Genomic DNA, 18492 nt, shown 5'->3' on the forward strand with positions numbered 1-18492 from the left:
CCTTAATGTCCCGCAGGGCAACTGGCGCAGCGGTGTTGCTGCTCAAACTGACTAAAGAAATTATTGCCTTTATCATCGACCAGGATGAATGCGGGCAGATTTTCCACTTCCATCATCCACACCGCCTCCATACCCAGCTCCGGGTATTCCAGGCAACGCAGACTTTTGACATATTCTTGCGCCAGTAACGCAGCTGCACCGCCAATACTTCCCAGATTGAAGCCGCCATGTTTGTGACAGGCATCGGTGACCTGCTGGCTGCGGTTACCTTTCGATAACATTACCAGACTGCCGCCAGCCGCCTGGAAGGTTTCGACATAACCGTCCATTCGACCGCCCGTGGTTGGACCCAGTGAACCGCAGGCCATGTTCTCCGGTGTTTTCGCCGGGCCAGCGTAATAGACAATATGATGCTTCAGGTAATCCGGCATCGATTCGCCGCTATCCAGCCGCGCTTTTATTTTTGCGTGGGCGATATCGCGCGCCACTACGATGGGACCACTTAACGACACGCGGGTACCTACCGGTAATCTGGCGAGATCCTGCATCACGTCACGCAACGGACGGTTTAGATCCAGGTGTACATGTTGCGCGTGATTTTCTTCCCGCAATGAGGCTGGAATATATTGCCCCGGATTGTGTTCGAGTTTTTCCAGCCAGATACCGTGCTTGTTAATTTTTGCTTTGATATTGCGATCGGCAGAACAGGAGAGCGCCATAGCTATCGGGCAAGAGCCACCGTGACGCGGCAGACGAATGACGCGAATATCATGAGCGAAATATTTACCCCCAAATTGCGCACCAATACCAAATTGCTGACTGGCTTCGAGCAACGCTTTTTCCAGCTCAATATCACGGAATGCTTGTCCCTGCTCGTTTCCGCTGGTGGGCAAATTGTCGTAATATTTCGTAGAGGCCAGCTTGGCAACTTTTAAGGTTTGATCGGCTGAAAGCCCTCCGATGACAAAGGCGATGTGGTAGGGCGGGCAGGCGGCCGTGCCCAACGATTTCATTTTGTCGATTAAAAACGCGGTCAGTTTTTCTGGTTGCAATAAGGATTTGGTTTCCTGATAAAGCGCGGCTTTATTGGCGGAGCCGCCCCCTTTATTAACACAGAGAAAATGGTACTCATTACCAGCGACAGCGCTGATATCAATCTGCGCCGGGAGATTGGTTTGCGTATTGACTTCGGTATACATATCCAGCGGCGCATTTTGTGAAAAGCGCAGATTATTTTCCTGGAAAGTACTGTAAATGCCTTTGCTTAAGGCTTCAGCGTCGTTACCTCCCGTCCATATCTGTTGCCCTTTACTGGCAACAATAGTTGCGGTGCCGGTATCCTGACAGTTGGGTAATACCCCTTTTGCTGAGACTTCAGCATTACGTAATAACTGCAACGCAACGTATTTATCATTACTACTGGCCTGCGGATCGCTAAGAATGCTGGCGACCTGTTGCAAATGAGCGGAACGTAAGAAAAAAGAGGCTTCATAAAATGCCTGCCGGGCAAGCAGCGTTAATGCTTCAGGAGCGATTTTTATCACTTCTTCGCCGTCTAATTCCGTTACTGTAATATGTTGATCGCTAATTAATGTATATTCTGTACCGTCTTTATTTTGTAGAAACGGTTCTTGCCAGATAAATGGTTTGGACATATTTCACTTTTCACCTTAAACGTTAGTGTTACTTAATTGCCGTCTAACTTCATGATCCGGCTTATAAAAATGCGTAGTCATTGGCTTCTGATTGCTTAAGATCCCCCTCAGGGCAGAGCAACGTTCGATTCATTGGGTTTTAATGCTTTACCCCGACAACCCTCGCCGAAATGTTCGCCTTCCCACCGACTCACCATCGCAGCGCCCATTGCGTTGCTCATGACGTTTGTCGCGGAACGCCCCATATCAAGGAACGGATCAACGCCCATCAGCAAGATCAGCCCCGCTTCCGGAATATTGAACTGGTTGAGCGTGGCGGCGATAACCACCATTGAGGCGCGTGGTACGCCAGCCATTCCTTTCGAGGTCAACATCAGGATCAACAGCATGGTGATTTGCTCACCGATGGATAAATGGATATTGCAGGCCTGGGCGATGAAAACTGTGGCGAAGGAGCAGTAGGCCATTGATCCAACGAGATTAAATGAGTAGCCAATGGGTAAGACAAAGCTGGCAATTTTGGGGGAAACGCCAAATTGCTCCAGTTTTTCAAGCGTTCCCGGAAAAGCAGCTTCAGAACTGGATGTGGTAAATGCCAGCAGGGCGGGTTCTGAAAGGGCGCGGGTCAGGCGTCTGATGCAGGGGCCGACATAAACGATGGCCAGACCGATAAGCAGCACCCAAAGTAATAACATGGTGAAATAAAATTCACCCATAAAGATCCCGGCGCTCACCATAACTGCCAGTCCTCGTTCAGCAATCAATGCTGAAATAGCGGCGAATACGGTCAGGGGAGCGAAGAGCATGACGTAGCCAGTGAGCTTTAACATGGCATGTGCCAGCGAATCTAAGGCGTGAACGATGGCGCTGCCTTTCTCACCAATCGCCGTCAGGCTACAGCCGAGGAAAATTGAGAACACCACGATTTGCAAAATTTCATTGTGCGCCATGGCATCGACAATGCTGGTGGGGAAAGCATGCGAAATAAATACTTTTAGTGTAAAGGGTTCTGACGCGACCACTCCGGTGGTTTCGGCACCGTGTGCAACAAAATTAATTCCTGTGCCTGGCATGAAGAAATTTACCGTTATCAAGCCTAAGGCAATTGACAGCAATGAGGCGCAAATAAATAAAAAGAGTGTTTTAGAAAAAATACGACCAAGGGCTTTGGCATCGCCCATTTTAGCAATACCTACCACCAGGGTAGAGACCACTAACGGAGCGATAATCATTTTTATCAGTCGTAAGAAAATCGTCGTGAATATCGATATTTCTTGCGCATAGAGTTTTGCTGTTTCCGGTGAAGCAGTGTTATTGAGCACTACGCCGATAATCATTCCAAGTACCAGCGCCAAAAGAATCATCGTAGTTAAACTTATTTTCTTCATTTTTTCCTCCATCAGGTGCACGGCGATAAATCAGAATCAGGAGAAGTGGATGCCTGAATAGAGATTCAGGCATCTACCTGCTATAACAACCTTACAAATAGCTGAAGTGTTGAGCTGCAATAAGTGACGGGATGTCAGTTGGCTAAAAGTGTTCGGATTTTTACAAATCGAAACTCATATTTAATAAAGGTGCATGTTGCTGTGCGCCATAGACATCATTGTCACCTACATTCCCGGAGATAATATCTCGTGGCATGACAATTTTTACTGCGTTAGAAGGATCAAACCAGACAATACGATGAATAAAGTCAGGTTCAACATGATATAAGCGCGCAATCAGTTCTGGGGTTAATTGCCCTGATGATTTTACTCGCTCATAGTTTTCTTTCGTTTTAAATAAAATATCTAAAACCAGTTCGTAAGGTCCGGCATTTTTCGAACGAATGACTTGCGCCAGTGAGACAATTGACTGTTTCATGCCTGAACTCCTTCTGGCGTCACCTGTTCAATATGGAAATCAAAACGCAGAGCGTCGTTGGCTTCAATCAGGTGATATATGGAAAATTCGTATACCGGCCCGCCCTGGATATCAGAAGGGGAGAACGGGAACGCCAGGTTGCCTGCGGTAGCGATGCGGTTTTCATAGCCGTAGTGCAGCATGGTAGAGCGCACCAGCGAGCAAACGCTGTTGGCAATTTCCTGGGTCGGTGCAACTACATCAAGGACAATCCCCAGCTCATGCCCGGCAGTTTGCATCGGTTCATGGTCACCCATCACCCCGTTTTTGCCGTACAGGTGGAAATTGATGCGAATGCTGTCATCGTCTAAGGACAGATTACGCGAAACGCTGGTTTTGACTTCATCGATGATGTTATCGATCCCGGCGATCATGATCGGGTCGCGCGTTCCGGCGATGGTCAAACAGCGGAAACCCACCCGCCGCGCACCTTCCAGTTTCAGGGCATAGGGCGTTTCTTCATGCTTAGAACCGCTGACGTACACTTCGCCATCATTGATCGCTTTAAATGTGCAACCTTTCAGGTTTAGCACGCCGCCAGGTCCTGGCAGAAAGTAGGGATCGGATTTCTCATACAGTGTGTGTGCAGCAGCTGACGTTTCGGTAAATTTACGCTTCGGATTAAACGTCTTCAGCGTAAAGCCGTTGTCATCAATGATGCCCATCGCACAGTCAGAGCCTGAGCCGGGTGTTGCAGCGATTGCCGCACATTCAAGGATTTTCCCACAATGCAGTGCCAGACCTTCATCAAAGCCTTGCATGATCGGAAGCGCAGCAAAGCAGGCCGGGTCGTAAGCGCGCCCGCCCAGCACCACTTGCGCTCCTTCTTTCAGCGCCCGCTGGAAGGGTTCGATGCCCATTTGCGCGACGATATACGTACTTTCGTCAATCGAGTCGTGGGTTAACGGCGGGACAAAATCCAGCGCCGTGATTTTGCCGTTATCCAGCGCCTGGTGGACGATGGCTTTGTCAACGTCTGCCGGGATCAGCGCCATCGAGAACGCGAGGCGCTCTTCCCGGGCAATCTCATGAATTATTTCTCGGCACCACTCCAGGTGTGGAGCGGCACCAGAACCGCCGGCCGTTCCGATCACCACCGGTATATTATTTTGCACGCCTGCGGTGATCATATAGCGCAGATCGCGCTTGACCCCTGCGCGATCGGTAAACGGTTTGCCTGCCCCGAGGTAGTGGGGACCTGGATCGGAAGATCCTGCATCAACGGCGATCAGATCGGGCGATTCTGCCATCGCTTTGCGGAAGCTCTCTTCCGGGAATCCATACCCGAGGATTGCCGTTGGCGATAAGACTTTAAAAGAACGAGCCATTTGTTAATCCTTAGCCTGCAACAGCGCGATAGTACGATTCATTTCGTTGAAGACGATATCGAGGCCTTCGTCAAAGCCCATCCCCGGTTTTACCAGCATACGCATGGGGCGAGCGGCAAGGGCGACGTGGACACACGTGCGGGCGCTGACATCGGTTTCATTGCAGGTGCCGCCCTGGTACGCTTCCATGCTGTGGCTGTTGCAATAAAGAACTGCATCGACGATGTTGTGAATACTGCCCAGATCCGGGGTTTTGATTTGCACCATGTGGCAACTGGCGGCATCAGTGAAATCAACAATATCCTGGTAGGTGTTACACCATTCATCGGCCACAATTTTCACGCCGGAACCGAGGCGCGTCAGCTCTTTGGTAATCGCGGTCAGCAGGCGGATTTGATCGGGCTTGTTACCGGCATCGACCGGCCCCTCAATGTAGAGCGGCAGGCCTTGCGCCTCTTTTTCCAGACTGGCGATGTATTGCGCACAGCGAAGCGGATCCATATCGAAGATCAGACCAATAGTGCCGTATACATCGATGTGTAGGGTAGGGTGGTAGCGTGCGCTGGTGCGTTTGCTTAGAATCCGATCGGATAGCCAACGGACATATTCGCGCAGTTTTTCTCCTTTAAAGCCCAGTTTCTCTTCGACGTTATTAATCAGCGCATGAGGTAGCACGTCGATGCCCTTAAGGATCATCTTATCGACAGCGATATATCGATCGTCTCCGCTCTGACCAAATAATGGAATGGATTCCGCCACGCGTGGCAACTGCCATTCATCACAGACCACTTCAGTTTTTAGACGGCCGGTTGCCAGCGCGGTAGCATCAAGCAGCGCCTGTGATAATCCATAACGTACGGCGGTATGCAGCAAGTTTCCGTCAATACGCAATTTGTCGAAGAAACGGGCATTCGGCAGGAAAGCATCCACATCGCGGCCTACCAGTAATGGCTTGATATGGTCGTTGAGGAACGGAATAAAGTGCTCTGCGAGGAACAGTGGATCGCGACCGCCTGCCCCGGAATACTGTACGGCAGCACAGTCGCCTACGGCGACCGCACCGTTTTCCAGAATCAACTGAACCGAAACGCACTCCCCGGCCTGACGTACGGCGTTAAACCCCTGTGTTACCGGCTCTCCGGTATAAAAAAAGCCGTCGTGACCCGCTCCGTTTTTTATCGCCTGCTGATCATCGAAATAGAATGAGGAGTAGCCAGCGGTAAAAAGGGCCTGTTTTATTTTCATTATGGTCTTCCTATTAATTTACTGTGGGATACAGCATTGATGTCATCTACAACCATCTGGAATGTCGGTTGGCGTCCTTCAAAGCGCGCGCGTTCAGCAACGTAATCGTGGTGGAGGTCGAGAATATCTTTTGGCAATGGAACGGCTCCGGCTTCCAGTACGCGTATCGCGCCGGTGTTGTCACGGACCGGAAGAATTTTGCCTGCGTTGCAGGCGGCTGGCGCAAACGGCACATCCAGTACGCCCGCTTCAAATGCCAGCACCGTACCGCGCGCAATATCACCATTGCCCAGTTCGAACACTTTGTTCAGTACAGCGCGAACCTCGCTCTTAATCAGTTCAATTTCTAGTTCAACCGCCGGGCACGGCGGGAATTTCTGCTCGTTGACCATGTTGAGCATCTGGCGGGAGGCTTTTAGCCCCTGAATGTTGGCAGCAGCAGTCGGGATGCCCCAGGCTTCGTGCGGACTTTTGGTGATGACTTTGGTAGCACCAGACATCCCCGCGACGGCAGCACCCCAGGAGATAATGGCGAACGCTTTCGATTCGTCCTCCGGAAAGCCTCCCATCCACTGGTGAAACACGGTACTTAATTCGTAGTCGGTATAGCCATAGCTCTGAAAATATTCGTGTGCAAGTTCCCGCAGAGACTGGATCGCCGCAACATCCTGCGTCAGGCTACCGACCTGACCATAACCAACGGTGATAGACTTCACACCCTGTTCCAGTGCCAGCAAGCCTTCGATTATTGCGATAGAGTGCGAGATAAACGGCGGGATTAGCGTACCCGTTAGTGGGCCAAACGGTTCGCGGTTGATGCGGATCCCGTGTTCTTCATACATCCCCATTAAACGATCGCAGTACTGCCAGTCGCGGATCGATTTTTCCAGCGTTACGCGCTTGGCATACGGAATATTGTAGGAAATGCCGCCGCCTTCATAACTGGTAAAGCCGCTGGCCATCGAGATTTCAGCCAGCAGACGCGCATCAGGCGTGCCGTGGCGGATCTGTAGCGGTTTTTGCAGAGTTTCGGTGAGGCGACGGCAAGCTGCGACGCCGTGGTTAACTACCGGTAAACCGTTCAGTTTAGAGGTTCCGGCTTCGATGGATTTTTTAATCCCTACAGCCGCTTCTTCGTACCGATTCAGACGGGTATATGCATCGATAGTGCTCGGCAGCAGATCGCACTCTTCTTGTAGTGTTTTCAGTAGTTCGATGTGTTCGTCCATCAGCGCCACGCCTGCGCGCGGTTGGCTAAGGGTTTTACCTTCCTTGTCTGCTTTCAGCAGGGCAAGAGAGAAGCGTTTATGCTCAGGAATGGTTTGTTGGTATTTAACGCCATCTTCAAAGTTTTCAACATCCTTGCCGGTTTCCCAGGTTTTCAATACCTGTTGCCGCTCGGTCATGAATTCGTCATGGGTTAATTTCTTATTTCGAAGTTCCATTGATTGCAGCCTTAATTGTTATAGGGTTAAGCATTGAATACTGGTGCGCGCGGCGGCCAGCGGATCGACTCTGGCGACGTTTGCCAGCAGTGGTAATAGCCCCCGGGAATCGCGGTAATATTCAAATTCGGTCGGTAAGAGAATGCGTTTACCGTCGTCGTTTAACTCGCGGTATTTCAACCAGTGATGCATATCGAACTGACTGGCACGCGAGAGCCATCCGCCGGAACCCACGACTTTACGCACGGTTGTCAGGTCACGTCCCATCTGTAAATCGACATTGCCGACGCAGGTGCAGACCTCTTTTTTGGTGCCCGCATGTCTTTCGGTGGCATAACCCACACACAGTCCGGCCAGGACGGTATCGAAATATTTTTCATCTGCATTCGCGGGTAAGTAGTCGGGATGAGCGACTAGATGACGGAGGTAATGATAAAAAGCGTCCAACTGTGCGGGTTGCTGAGCAAAATTCACACTGACTAACTCTTTCGCACTTTCACCAACCACCATTGCCGAGACGCGCATTCCCAGATCGCCTTCCACCGTCCGTTTTACGAAGGGTTCCGGTACGCCATGTAAAACAGTGTCGGGCGAGAGCGTGTTGGCACAGGCGGAATAGACATCGGTGGTTGCGCCGCCCATGTCGATCAGCATGAACTCTTTCCAGCTGTGATCGACGTTACTGATTGCCTTCACCAGTTCAAAGACCGTCCATGGTGTCGGCATTGGTTCTTCGCCTGTTTTATCAACAATGACATCCAGCCCTTTCCCTTTAACGATGCGTTTAAGGAATATGTCGCAGATAGCCTGGCGTGCAGCTAAAGGGTTCGGATGGTCAAGATCGGGCAGAACGTTGTCGACGATGGTCAGGTCTTTATGCCCGAGGGTCTCCTGCACCTTGTCCTGAATATCCCGGTTTCCGGCATAAATAATGGCGCAGTCGAGTTTGGATTCTGCCAGCACACGGGCGTTATTCAGTCCGTAGCTTTCTTCTCCGCCGTCGGTGCCGCCGGTGAACAAGAGAATATCGGGCTGCGTTTCTTCTAGTGCCTGGATATCACGGCGGTTCAGCTTGTAGGAGTAATATTGCGCAATTTTAGCACCTGCAGAGTGAGCGGTTACTTTCGCGGTTTCCAGAGTGATAGAAGGCACTATTCCCATTGCGGCAACCGCCAGCCCACCTTTGGCAGAAGAGGAATACTTCAATGCAACCTCACCGCGGTTTAACAGGGGGAGGGCATTATCTACGTTTAACACCTGGTTAAGGCTGGAGAAAAATCCCTCTGCCAGATGATGGATGGTGGTTGGGGTCAGAACGTGGTTAACCAACGTTAACGCGTCCCCCTCCCGGGTGAAGAGGGCTGCTTTGGTCCACGTCGATCCAATATCGACAGAGACGATTTGCATCAGATTGCCTCTTCAAGAATGCAAGTTTCAACGCCATGACGTTGGTTGATATCGTGGGCCATCAGCTGGCAGACATCTTCTAAGTCATGACTTGGGGCGAAGACGCGATCAAATCCCATCTCTTTGAACTTGGTTTCCACGTCAGCGAAGTCATGTTTTCCGACCACCAGGTTGCCGCCCACATAGAGCAGGATGTCCCCCAAGCCACGCTCAATGCAGCGTTCGCGCATGCCCAGACAGTCGATATCGCCATGCCCATAGATAGAGGAGACGACAATCGCGTCAGCGCCAGTTTCAATGGCAGCATCAATATATTCGTCCTGGCTGACCATTACGCCCAGATTAATGACTCTGAAGTCATGGTTGCTAAAAACGCGGTCCAGAACTTTATTGCCTACTGCATGGCAGTCCGCGCCAATAACGCCAATCACAAGTGTTGCTTTCTTCATGGGTAATCCTTTGTAAGACAGAGAGTAAATTAAGTTACACACGTCGTATTTATGGCCGTTCATAACGGCACAGGTTTAATATCAGAGGAGTGTCTTTATCTGACCGTAATGTTGCAATTGATCTATTTTCAAAATGTCTTTCGGGAAATGATTGTTTAAAAATTGTTTTTTAAATTTTCATTTTAATTCAGTGTGTTATGCCAACCGCTGTCATTGATGTTAAATTTTTAAAATTATCTTGATTTGATGGATTGAGATAATTGTGATCAACTTCTAATTTGCATTTTGGGAAGATTTTTTAGCCATGAGTAATACATTTCGTAAAATTTAACTTGAATTTCACTGCAATTCATCTCTGCTTAATGTAAAAAAATGTTGAATATAACAAATGGTTAATAATTTATACGAATTATGCCCCTTGTTAGTTCTTTTGATTGTTCGTAAAAAAGAGAGACACATGAAGGTGCTACTGTATGAGTAACGTTAAGCAAAGATTCTAATACTTCTGGCATAAATGCAGGACAGGTTCGCACAGAGTGGATTTAATCAGTATAATCCTCATAAAATAGTTCAGAATTATTTGAATCATTAACGGTGATTTGATGTCGATGTTCAGAAATAGCTGAGTCAATCAATGAAGACAGTATCGAAAAAATGACTGTATCAGAACTAATTTCGATTAATTCTTCTCTTTTTTGACCCAAAAATATATTTATCTTGATTTCATTTGTACTACGGCAATCTATATAAAGTAATTTTTGATCGCTGAGATTTTCCGTTTCATAAATGTTTTTGGCGAGTGTTGGGTGTAATGATGCCAGACATCTGCTCAGATAAGCCAGATCCTTTAGGGAATACCCCACTGAGTAGAGGATGTCAGAGAATTTTTGTGTGTTTACTGTTATCTCTGAAGTGCATGTTGCATTGACAGGAAGAGTATTAAAAGAGAGCTGAGATGGTGTCATGATTTAAATATCACCGTGAGGAATAAAAATCAACCCCGGGCACTGTTTAGCAATATTTTACACAGGGCTGTATAGAAAATTAAAGTATTTGATTGGCGTCGGTTAACTGATCAATAACTAGTGCTAAATTGGTAAACATTTTGAAATGTCGATACTGGCTCGGAATATCATTTTCAAAGACGAAGGATTCAAGGTTATTGTCTGAAAAATAAAGGACAAGTGTTGCTGATTCGTCAGGGGAAATATGGAAATATATCTGGTTACCAGACGGAGGATTGTCCAGAAGAAGAGCATCTTTGCCCGTCACATACCTGTTATGGTCGTGGACACTACGCTCACACTTCATCAGAGGTGTCATGATACTCATGTATTCATCTGATGTTAATATATTAAAATCGCCATTCATTTTAAAGAAACGATAAAGTATCAGTAAATCCTCTAGCGTAACCGGTTGGTTTGTTTTCAGAGGGAAATAAGTGGGAACCAGAAGATGAGGTTCTAATCTATTTTGTTGGGCGCTATAACTGAATTTAAACATAAATTCCGGATCGCTCATCAATTTAGAAACATAATTATGCCTGGCTTCAAAGGTTTTAATTTTTACCAGGTTAAATAAATCTGGTTCTTCATCCTGTATTAAAAGACATTGGCCATAACAGAAAGGTTTTTTTTCATTATAAGCAGAAACGGTTATTCTGTCAGGAGTGTCAACGTTATATCCAAAAGCCAGATAGTTACCCTCCTCATCGCGATCTGTTTCCAGGTTATTTAAATTCATCACATTAAGTGTTTTCAATGCTGATTCAATGAGTTGTTGACCCTCTGAGGTAAATGTTTTGCGCTGCGTTGTATAGAGTGTATCGATACCAACGACTATCCGATGTGGGTCAAGGATGGCGGCAATCAACTTTATTACCTGCACAGTCACGGGTGATGTCATTGATTCGTTATCTGTTTTTAGAGGATCATTTGATGGCCAACCAGAGAAGCGATTGACAACAGAACCTATATTATCAAGACCCATGGCAGCAACCTCATTGTAATCAAGCGAGGCGCTCAGCGTACCCAGCTATAGAAAAACTAACTTGCAAAAATCGCTCATTTTTCGTTTATCAGGCGAAAGTTGCCTGTGTTCATGCAGACACAGTCGCCTCTGTTAAGCGATATCTCTCTCATCGATACTTATTGGTGATTATTACAAATGAAACAATAACATGGCGGTCTTACGGCGATGCTCATAAAGGCAACAATCAATTAACTTTGATAAAAATATGTTATGTAAAATAGCAACAAATTGGCTACTCTAATCAATTGGTATTATAAAAAGTTGATAAGGCGATTCTGTTAAATAAAACACTGGTTTTTTATCTATGTCTTTTTATTGTAATAATTGTGTTACATAAATATTTCACAATAAATTAACAATAAAATTACCAATGGTCTATGGTTTATACATAATTAACATATTTGATTGGTTTTGATATAAATCAATTTTTAATTCTTGAAAAAAATCTGCAAAACACGATAAATTGTCGTAGATCAAATTGGTGAGGTCGTGACAATTTCGCTATAAATTGATCACTGTCGAAAAATGCAAATTTGCTCAATAAAAACCTGTTTATTGTAAGGATTTTGCGGCGTAATATAATTACGGGATCAATTTGGTTTATTCATTAACATATTTGTAACTTTTTATCATTGTCTTTTCCACTTTTGAGGAAAAGGCAGCGATAGAGGCGAGCAAATAATTTTGTATTGGGGCATGCGTGTGACCCTTTCTAACGGGGTTCACTCTCGGAGTCTTCATGCGATGAGCAAGGAGTCATGATGTTAGATATAGTCGAACTGTCGCGCTTACAGTTTGCCTTGACCGCGATGTACCACTTCCTTTTTGTGCCACTGACGCTCGGTATGGCGTTCCTGCTGGCCATTATGGAAACGGTCTACGTCCTTTCCGGCAAACAGATTTATAAAGATATGACCAAGTTCTGGGGCAAGTTGTTTGGTATCAACTTCGCTCTGGGTGTGGCAACCGGTCTGACCATGGAGTTCCAGTTCGGGACTAACTGGTCTTACTATTCCCACTATGTAGGGGATATTTTCGGCGCGCCGCTGGCAATCGAAGGTCTGATGGCCTTCTTCCTCGAATCCACCTTTGTAGGTCTGTTCTTCTTCGGTTGGGATCGTCTGGGTAAAGTTCAGCATATGTGTGTCACCTGGCTGGTGGCGCTCGGTTCAAACCTGTCCGCGCTGTGGATTCTGGTTGCGAACGGCTGGATGCAAAACCCAATCGCGTCCGATTTCAACTTTGAAACTATGCGTATGGAGATGGTGAGCTTCTCCGAGCTGGTGCTTAACCCGGTTGCTCAGGTGAAATTCGTTCACACGGTAGCGTCTGGTTATGTGACTGGCGCGATGTTCATCCTCGGTATCAGCGCATGGTATATGCTGAAAGGTCGTGACTTCGCCTTCGCTAAACGCTCCTTTGCTATCGCTGCCAGCTTCGGTATGGCTGCCGTTCTGTCTGTTATTGTTCTGGGTGATGAATCTGGTTATGAAATGGGCGACGTGCAGAAAACCAAACTGGCTGCTATTGAAGCCGAGTGGGAAACGCAACCTGCACCTGCTGCCTTTACTCTGTTCGGCATTCCTGATCAGGAAGAGGAGACGAACAAATTTGCGATCCAGATCCCTTACGCGCTGGGCATCATTGCAACGCGTTCCGTGGATACCCCGGTTATCGGCCTGAAAGAGCTGATGGTGCAGCATGAAGAACGCATCCGTAACGGGATGAAGGCGTACTCTCTGCTCGAGCAACTGCGTTCTGGGTCTACTGACCAGGCGGTTCGTGACCAGTTCAATAGCATGAAGAAAGACCTCGGTTACGGTCTGTTGCTGAAACGCTACACGCCAAACGTGGCGGATGCGACTGAAGCGCAGATTCAACAGGCAACCAAAGACTCCATTCCACGTGTAGCGCCGCTGTACTTCGCGTTCCGTATCATGGTGGCGTGTGGCTTCCTGCTGCTGGCAATCATCGCGCTCTCTTTCTGGAGTGTCATCCGCAACCGTATTGGCGAGAAAAAATGGCTGCTGCGCGCCGCACTGTACGGTATTCCGCTGCCGTGGATTGCTGTAGAAGCGGGCTGGTTCGTGGCTGAATATGGTCGCCAACCTTGGGCTATCGGTGAAGTGCTGCCGACAGCTGTAGCGAACTCGTCACTGACCGCAGGCGACCTCATCTTCTCGATGGTGCTGATTTGTGGCCTGTATACCCTGTTCCTGGTGGCAGAATTGTTCTTGATGTTCAAGTTTGCACGCCTCGGCCCAAGCAGCCTGAAAACCGGTCGCTATCACTTTGAGCAGTCTTCCACGACTACTCAGCCGGCACGCTAAGACAGGAGTCGTCAAATGATCGATTATGAAGTATTGCGTTTTATCTGGTGGCTGCTGGTTGGCGTTCTGCTGATTGGTTTTGCAGTCACTGACGGTTTCGACATGGGGGTGGGCATGCTCACCCGTTTCCTCGGTCGTAACGACACCGAGCGTCGAATTATGATTAACTCCATCGCACCACACTGGGACGGTAACCAGGTATGGCTGATCACTGCGGGTGGCGCTCTGTTTGCTGCCTGGCCGATGGTCTATGCCGCTGCGTTCTCCGGCTTCTATGTCGCGATGATCCTCGTGCTGGCGTCTCTGTTCTTCCGTCCGGTCGGTTTTGACTACCGCTCCAAGATTGAAGAAACCCGCTGGCGTAACATGTGGGACTGGGGCATCTTCATTGGTAGCTTCGTTCCGCCGCTGGTGATTGGCGTGGCGTTTGGTAACCTGTTGCAGGGCGTACCGTTCAACGTGGATGAATATCTGCGTCTGTACTACACCGGTAACTTCTTCCAGCTGCTTAACCCGTTCGGCTTGCTGGCAGGTGTGGTGAGCGTAGGGATGATCATTACACAGGGCGCGACTTATCTGCAGATGCGCACCGTGGGCGAACTGCACCTGCGTACTCGTGCAACGGCTCAGGTGGCGGCTCTGGTGACACTGGTCTGCTTCGCACTGGCTGGCGTATGGGTGATGTACGGTATCGATGGTTATGTTGTGAAATCAACAATGGACCATTACGCGGCATCTAACCCGCTGAATAAAGAAGTGGTTCGTGAAGCTGGCGCATGGTTGGTGAACTTCAACAACACGCCGATTCTGTGGGCTATTCCGGTACTGGGTGTGGTTCTGCCTCTGCTGACCATTCTGACTGCACGTATGGATAAAGCGGCGTGGGCGTTTGTGTTCTCCTCCCTGACGCTGGCCTGCATCATCCTGACTGCCGGTATTGCAATGTTCCCGTTTGTGATGCCGTCCAGCACCATGATGAACGCAAGTCTGACAATGTGGGATGCAACTTCCAGCCAGCTGACGCTTAACGTCATGACCTGGGTTGCGGTGGTTCTGGTACCGATCATTCTGCTCTACACCGCCTGGTGCTACTGGAAAATGTTCGGTCGTATCACCAAAGAAGATATTGAACGTAACACCCACTCTCTGTACTAAGTAAGGAGCTAAAAATGTGGTATTTCGCATGGATTCTGGGAACGCTTCTTGCCTGTTCGTTTGGGGTAATCACCGCGCTGGCGCTTGAGCACGTCGAATCAGGCAAAGCCGGTCAAGAAGACATCTGATGAGTAAGATTATCGCAACCTTGTATGCGGTAATGGACAAGCGCCCCCTGCGGGCGCTTTCCTTCGTGATGGCGCTTCTGTTAGCAGGATGTATGTTTTGGGACCCGTCACGTTTCGCCGCGAAGACCAGTGAACTGGAAATCTGGCATGGTTTATTGCTGATGTGGGCCGTCTGTGCTGGTGTTATTCACGGCGTGGGCTTTCGTCCGCAGAAGGTTCTCTGGCAAGGGATTTTTTGCCCTTTGCTTGCCGATATTGTTCTCATTGTCGGGCTGATTTTCTTCTTCTTTTAAATCAGAATTCTCTTTAAAAATTTATGGGCCGCTTCAGGCCCATAAATTTTTACGCTCCCTTAACTTGCCCTCATTCCCAAACCTCAATCGCGCGCGTATAGTAGCAGCGTTTAAAAGCTCTAACTTTTGTTGCATTACCGGGATGTAAAGTGAATACAACGCTGTTTCGATGGCCGGTTCGCGTCTACTATGAAGATACCGATGCCGGTGGTGTGGTGTACCACGCCAGTTACGTCGCTTTTTATGAAAGAGCACGCACAGAGATGCTGCGTCATCATCACTTCAGTCAGCAGGCGCTGATGGCTGAACGCGTTGCCTTTGTGGTGCGTAAAATGACGGTGGAATATTATGCACCTGCGCGGCTCGACGATATGCTCGAAATACAGACTGAAATAACATCAATGCGTGGCACCTCTTTGGTTTTCACGCAACGTATTGTCAACGCCGAGAATACTTTGCTGAATGAAGCAGAGGTTCTGGTTGTTTGCGTTGACCCACTCAAAATGAAGCCTCGTGCGCTTCCCAAGTCTATTGTCGCGGAGTTTAAGCAGTGACTGACATGAATATCCTTGATTTGTTCCTGAAGGCTAGCCTTCTGGTTAAACTTATCATGTTGATTTTGATTGGTTTTTCAATCGCATCCTGGGCCATTATTATCCAGCGGACCCGTATTCTTAACGCAGCGGCGCGCGAAGCCGAAGCGTTTGAAGATAAATTCTGGTCTGGAATCGAACTTTCTCGCCTCTATCAAGAGAGCCAGGGAAAACGGGATAATCTCACTGGTTCGGAACAAATCTTTTACAGCGGGTTCAAAGAGTTTGTGCGCCTGCATCGTGCCAATAGCCATGCGCCTGAAGCCGTAGTGGAAGGGGCGTCGCGAGCGATGCGTATTTCCATGAACCGTGAACTTGAAAATCTGGAAACGCACATTCCGTTCCTCGGTACGGTTGGCTCCATCAGCCCGTATATTGGTCTGTTTGGTACGGTCTGGGGGATCATGCACGCCTTTATCGCCCTCGGGGCGGTAAAACAAGCAACACTGCAAATGGTTGCGCCCGGTATCGCAGAAGCGTTGATTGCGACGGCAATTGGTCTGTTCGCCGCAATTCCGGCGGTAATGGCTTATAACCGCCTCAACCAGCGCGTAAACAAACTGGAACTGAATTACGACAACTTTATGGAAGAGTTTACCGCGATTCTGCACCGCCAGGCGTTTACCGTTAGCGAGAGCAACAAGGGGTAAGCCATGGCCAGAGCGCGTGGACGAGGTCGTCGCGATCTCAAGTCCGAAATCAACATTGTACCGTTGCTGGACGTACTGCTGGTGCTGTTGCTGATCTTTATGGCGACAGCGCCCATCATCACCCAGAGCGTGGAGGTCGATCTGCCAGACGCTACTGAATCACAGGCGGTGAGCAGTAACGATAATCCGCCAGTGATTGTTGAAGTGTCTGGTATTGGTCAGTACACCGTGATGGTTGAGAAAGATCGCCTGGAGCGTTTACCACCAGAGCAGGTGGTGGCGGAAGTGTCCAGCCGTTTCAAGGCCAACCCGAAAACGGTCTTTCTGATCGGTGGCGCAAAAGATGTGCCTTACGATGAAATAATTAAAGCACTGAACTTGTTACATAGTGCGGGTGTGAAATCGGTTGGTTTAATGACGCAGCCTATCTAAACATCTGCGTTTCCCTTGCTTGAAAGAGAGCGGGTAACAGGCGAACAGTTTTTGGAAACCGAGAGTGTCAAAGGCAACCGAACAAAACGACAAGCTCAAGCGGGCGATAATTATTTCAGCAGTGCTGCATGTCATCTTATTTGCGGCGCTGATCTGGAGTTCGTTCGATGAGAATATAGAAGCTTCAGCCGGAGGCGGCGGTGGTTCGTCCATCGACGCTGTAATGGTTGATTCAGGTGCGGTAGTTGAGCAGTACAAACGCATGCAAAGCCAGGAATCAAGCGCGAAGCGTTCTGATGAGCAGCGCAAGATGAAGGAACAGCAGGCTGCGGAAGAACTGCGTGAGAAACAAGCGGCTGAACAGGAACGCCTGAAGCAACTTGAGAAAGAGCGGTTAGCGGCTCAGGAGCAGAAAAAGCAGGCTGAAGAAGCCGCAAAACAGGCCGAGTTAAAGCAGAAGCAAGCGGAAGAGGCGGCAGCGAAAGCGGCGGCAGATGCTAAAGCGAAGGCTGAAGCGGATGCAAAAGCTGCGGAAGAAGCAGCGAAGAAAGCGGCTGCAGACGCGAAGAAAAAAGCAGAAGCAGAAGCCGCCAAAGCCGCAGCCGAAGCGCAGAAAAAAGCCGAAGCAGCCGCTGCGGCGCTGAAGAAGAAAGCGGAAGCGGCAGAAGCAGCTGCAGCTGAAGCAAGAAAAAAAGCGGCAACTGAAGCTGCTGAAAAAACCAAGGCAGAAGCTGAGAAGAAAGCGGCTGCTGAAAAGGCTGCAGCTGATAAGAAAGCAGCGACAGAGAAAGCTGCAGCCGACAAAAAAGCAGCAGAAAAAGCGGCTGCTGAAAAGGCAGCAGCTGATAAGAAAGCAGCGGCAGAAAAAGCCGCCGCAGACAAAAAAGCGGCAGCGGCAAAAGCTGCAGCTGAAAAAGCCGCTGCAGCAAAAGCGGCCGCAGAGGCAGATGATATTTTCGGTGAGCTAAGCTCTGGTAAGAATGCACCGAAAACGGGGGGAGGGGCGAAAGGGAACAATGCTTCGCCTGCCGGGAGTGGTAATACTAAAAACAATGGCGCATCAGGGGCCGATATCAATAACTATGCCGGGCAGATTAAATCTGCTATCGAAAGTAAGTTCTATGACGCATCGTCCTATGCAGGCAAGACCTGTACGCTGCGCATAAAACTGGCACCCGATGGTATGTTACTGGATATCAAACCTGAAGGTGGCGATCCCGCACTTTGTCAGGCTGCGTTGGCAGCAGCTAAACTTGCGAAGATCCCGAAACCACCAAGCCAGGCAGTATATGAAGTGTTCAAAAACGCGCCATTGGACTTCAAACCGTAATCGCGATGCTGACTGTTCCGACGGTCAACATCAGACACCGGTTGCCACGGGGTTCTGGTAGTTTTGTGTATTTTAGTTTGTTAACATTCTGCTAAATTATCGTGGGCCATCGGTCC

At 48.8% G+C, this 18492-nt stretch carries 18 protein-coding genes; 8 read left to right on the forward strand and 10 right to left on the reverse strand.

Translation table 11 applies throughout. The annotated features are described in order from the left end of the window. Window positions 1–2: 2 nt before the first annotated feature. The 10 genes from QUE74_RS04350 to QUE74_RS04395 form a co-directional block, all read right to left on the reverse strand. Window positions 3–1655, reverse strand: coding sequence for a class I fumarate hydratase (locus QUE74_RS04350; RefSeq protein ID WP_000042489.1), 1653 nt, complete (start codon window positions 1653–1655; stop codon window positions 3–5). A gap of 107 nt (window positions 1656–1762) precedes the next feature. Continuing rightward, window positions 1763–3043: a dicarboxylate/amino acid:cation symporter gene (locus tag QUE74_RS04355; protein WP_000724204.1), complete on the reverse strand. Its 1281-nt coding sequence runs from the start codon at window positions 3041–3043 to the stop codon at window positions 1763–1765. A gap of 160 nt (window positions 3044–3203) precedes the next feature. Further along, entirely contained in the window at window positions 3204–3521 is a 318-nt protein-coding gene (locus tag QUE74_RS04360) for a DUF4387 domain-containing protein (protein WP_000813947.1), read from the reverse strand. Next, the gene (locus tag QUE74_RS04365; RefSeq protein WP_000124271.1) at window positions 3518–4888 is read right to left on the reverse strand and encodes an acyclic terpene utilization AtuA family protein; all 1371 of its coding nucleotides are present in this window, start codon (window positions 4886–4888) and stop codon (window positions 3518–3520) included. The genes QUE74_RS04360 and QUE74_RS04365 overlap by 4 nt, the downstream gene beginning before the upstream one ends. Before the next feature lie 3 nt (window positions 4889–4891). After that, on the reverse strand, window positions 4892–6133 hold the full coding sequence (locus QUE74_RS04370) for a methylaspartate ammonia-lyase (protein ID WP_000695027.1): 1242 nt from the start codon (window positions 6131–6133) through the stop codon (window positions 4892–4894). Next, entirely contained in the window at window positions 6133–7578 is a 1446-nt protein-coding gene (locus tag QUE74_RS04375) for a methylaspartate mutase subunit E (protein ID WP_000423321.1), read from the reverse strand. The genes QUE74_RS04370 and QUE74_RS04375 overlap by 1 nt, the downstream gene beginning before the upstream one ends. A gap of 18 nt (window positions 7579–7596) precedes the next feature. Further along, window positions 7597–8985, reverse strand: coding sequence for a methylaspartate mutase accessory protein GlmL (glmL, locus tag QUE74_RS04380; RefSeq protein ID WP_001167700.1), 1389 nt, complete (start codon window positions 8983–8985; stop codon window positions 7597–7599). Continuing rightward, window positions 8985–9434 (reverse strand): methylaspartate mutase subunit S, encoded by a 450-nt coding sequence (glmS, locus tag QUE74_RS04385; protein WP_000710391.1) that lies wholly within the window; start codon window positions 9432–9434, stop codon window positions 8985–8987. The genes glmL and glmS overlap by 1 nt, the downstream gene beginning before the upstream one ends. A gap of 542 nt (window positions 9435–9976) precedes the next feature. Beyond that, a complete protein-coding gene (locus QUE74_RS04390) occupies window positions 9977–10399 on the reverse strand; it encodes a hypothetical protein (RefSeq protein ID WP_072157015.1) in 423 nt (140 codons plus the stop codon). Window positions 10400–10478: 79 nt separating this feature from the next. Continuing rightward, window positions 10479–11423 (reverse strand): hypothetical protein, encoded by a 945-nt coding sequence (locus tag QUE74_RS04395; protein ID WP_000522008.1) that lies wholly within the window; start codon window positions 11421–11423, stop codon window positions 10479–10481. A gap of 803 nt (window positions 11424–12226) precedes the next feature. On the opposite strand from QUE74_RS04395, the gene cydA reads away from it, so the two are divergent. The 8 genes from cydA (at window position 12227) to tolA (ending at window position 18376) form a co-directional block, all read left to right on the forward strand. Next, window positions 12227–13795 (forward strand): cytochrome ubiquinol oxidase subunit I, encoded by a 1569-nt coding sequence (gene cydA, locus QUE74_RS04400; RefSeq protein ID WP_000884361.1) that lies wholly within the window; start codon window positions 12227–12229, stop codon window positions 13793–13795. Between the two features lie 15 nt (window positions 13796–13810). Beyond that, window positions 13811–14950 (forward strand): cytochrome d ubiquinol oxidase subunit II, encoded by a 1140-nt coding sequence (gene cydB, locus QUE74_RS04405; RefSeq protein WP_000568277.1) that lies wholly within the window; start codon window positions 13811–13813, stop codon window positions 14948–14950. Between the two features lie 14 nt (window positions 14951–14964). Next, on the forward strand, window positions 14965–15078 hold the full coding sequence (cydX, locus tag QUE74_RS04410) for a cytochrome bd-I oxidase subunit CydX (RefSeq protein ID WP_000270282.1): 114 nt from the start codon (window positions 14965–14967) through the stop codon (window positions 15076–15078). After that, entirely contained in the window at window positions 15078–15371 is a 294-nt protein-coding gene (gene ybgE, locus QUE74_RS04415) for a cyd operon protein YbgE (RefSeq protein ID WP_000034602.1), read from the forward strand. The genes cydX and ybgE overlap by 1 nt, the downstream gene beginning before the upstream one ends. A 149-nt stretch (window positions 15372–15520) precedes the next feature. After that, on the forward strand, window positions 15521–15925 hold the full coding sequence (gene ybgC / locus QUE74_RS04420) for a tol-pal system-associated acyl-CoA thioesterase (protein WP_001098384.1): 405 nt from the start codon (window positions 15521–15523) through the stop codon (window positions 15923–15925). Further along, on the forward strand, window positions 15922–16614 hold the full coding sequence (tolQ, locus tag QUE74_RS04425) for a Tol-Pal system protein TolQ (RefSeq protein ID WP_000131314.1): 693 nt from the start codon (window positions 15922–15924) through the stop codon (window positions 16612–16614). Before ybgC ends, tolQ begins: the two co-directional genes overlap by 4 nt. A gap of 3 nt (window positions 16615–16617) precedes the next feature. After that, window positions 16618–17046, forward strand: coding sequence for a colicin uptake protein TolR (gene tolR / locus QUE74_RS04430; RefSeq protein WP_000090092.1), 429 nt, complete (start codon window positions 16618–16620; stop codon window positions 17044–17046). 64 nt (window positions 17047–17110) lie between these two features. Next, complete coding sequence (tolA, locus tag QUE74_RS04435; protein ID WP_000030644.1) at window positions 17111–18376, forward strand: cell envelope integrity protein TolA; 1266 nt, start codon at window positions 17111–17113, stop codon at window positions 18374–18376. The last annotated feature ends 116 nt before the right edge of the window (window positions 18377–18492 follow it).

It is taken from the genome of Escherichia sp. 10290 (assembly GCF_030295155.1).
Taxonomy (GTDB): Bacteria; Pseudomonadota; Gammaproteobacteria; order Enterobacterales; family Enterobacteriaceae; genus Escherichia; species Escherichia coli_F.

Coding starts and splice junctions, on each gene's coding strand:
- QUE74_RS04350 (WP_000042489.1), bottom strand. CDS start 1,655: ATGTCCAAACCATTTATCTGGCAAGAACCGTTTCTACAAAATAAAGAC.
- QUE74_RS04355 (WP_000724204.1), bottom strand. CDS start 3,043: ATGAAGAAAATAAGTTTAACTACGATGATTCTTTTGGCGCTGGTACTT.
- QUE74_RS04360 (WP_000813947.1), bottom strand. CDS start 3,521: ATGAAACAGTCAATTGTCTCACTGGCGCAAGTCATTCGTTCGAAAAAT.
- QUE74_RS04365 (WP_000124271.1), bottom strand. CDS start 4,888: ATGGCTCGTTCTTTTAAAGTCTTATCGCCAACGGCAATCCTCGGGTAT.
- QUE74_RS04370 (WP_000695027.1), bottom strand. CDS start 6,133: ATGAAAATAAAACAGGCCCTTTTTACCGCTGGCTACTCCTCATTCTAT.
- QUE74_RS04375 (WP_000423321.1), bottom strand. CDS start 7,578: ATGGAACTTCGAAATAAGAAATTAACCCATGACGAATTCATGACCGAG.
- glmL (WP_001167700.1), bottom strand. CDS start 8,985: ATGCAAATCGTCTCTGTCGATATTGGATCGACGTGGACCAAAGCAGCC.
- glmS (WP_000710391.1), bottom strand. CDS start 9,434: ATGAAGAAAGCAACACTTGTGATTGGCGTTATTGGCGCGGACTGCCAT.
- QUE74_RS04390 (WP_072157015.1), bottom strand. CDS start 10,399: ATGACACCATCTCAGCTCTCTTTTAATACTCTTCCTGTCAATGCAACA.
- QUE74_RS04395 (WP_000522008.1), bottom strand. CDS start 11,423: ATGGGTCTTGATAATATAGGTTCTGTTGTCAATCGCTTCTCTGGTTGG.
- cydA (WP_000884361.1), top strand. CDS start 12,227: ATGTTAGATATAGTCGAACTGTCGCGCTTACAGTTTGCCTTGACCGCG.
- cydB (WP_000568277.1), top strand. CDS start 13,811: ATGATCGATTATGAAGTATTGCGTTTTATCTGGTGGCTGCTGGTTGGC.
- cydX (WP_000270282.1), top strand. CDS start 14,965: ATGTGGTATTTCGCATGGATTCTGGGAACGCTTCTTGCCTGTTCGTTT.
- ybgE (WP_000034602.1), top strand. CDS start 15,078: ATGAGTAAGATTATCGCAACCTTGTATGCGGTAATGGACAAGCGCCCC.
- tolR (WP_000090092.1), top strand. CDS start 16,618: ATGGCCAGAGCGCGTGGACGAGGTCGTCGCGATCTCAAGTCCGAAATC.